Source organism: Caldicellulosiruptor sp. F32 (assembly GCF_000404025.1).
In the GTDB taxonomy this organism is placed as follows: Bacteria; Bacillota; Thermoanaerobacteria; order Caldicellulosiruptorales; family Caldicellulosiruptoraceae; genus Caldicellulosiruptor; species Caldicellulosiruptor saccharolyticus.
The window spans coordinates 1-856 of sequence record NZ_APGP01000024.1 but is presented as its reverse complement, the minus strand read 5'-3'; the positions used below and the strand labels follow the sequence as shown (position 1 = coordinate 856).

The 856-nt window shown below is 30.8% G+C and carries 1 pseudogene; it reads right to left on the bottom strand.

The window, feature by feature from the left end:
• Positions 1-561 precede the first annotated feature (561 nt).
• Positions 562-856, bottom strand: a pseudogene (locus tag H964_RS01720) (IS110 family transposase); the annotation flags it as partial.

Genomic DNA, 856 nt, shown 5'->3' with positions numbered 1-856 from the left:
TTCTTGGCTCAAGTTCTTTAATATTTTCCTTAAAATGTAGTTTTTTGTGGATTTAAAAGGTTCAACATATGTTTGTGTACATTTCTAATTTCATATCTATATTTTTCCTTTTTTGTTCCTCTCCAAAATATACTCTCCAAGTAGTTTTCTGCATAATAAATCTTACTTATGATAGTTTAGTACATTCATGCCCTCAACTTATTTTTTCAATTCTCATTTACCTTTCTCATCCTCATTAGTAGATACATGTCTGATTACAACGACAACCATTTATATAGTATCATTTGAACTATACATTAGCAACCATTTTTCAATGGTATCAATTCTCGTTTTAAAATTATGCATTTCTTGATTCGCAGAATAACGTCCTTTAACCTTAAGAAAATATGCGTGCAAAAAGTAATCGCATTCTCATATGTTAGCACGAAAATAGATTGCAATCAAAAATAATTTTGAACGTTAACAATAGAATATATTCGATCATTCAACCAGAAAAAGGCAATAATAAACTAACCAATGCTAAAAGGCATCAGCTGGAAATCTTATAAATTTAATCAAAATTTAAACTGATTGAGGCACTATAACTTCTAAACCCAACTTTTTAGCCTCATTGATAAGTCGTTTAACACGTATCGTTTCTTGTTTCTTCCGAACTTCATAAAAAACTTTTTCATCATAGTCAGTGCCATTCTTAAGCATATTATAGATTATAACCAGTAATTTTCTAGCAAGAGCTACTATTGCTTTCTTTGTCCCTCGGCGCTGCTTTACTTTCCAATACCATGTAGCAAGGTATGAATCTCTTACGCGAGTTAGACTCCATGCAACTTCACACAATATCCTCTTGATATAGGTA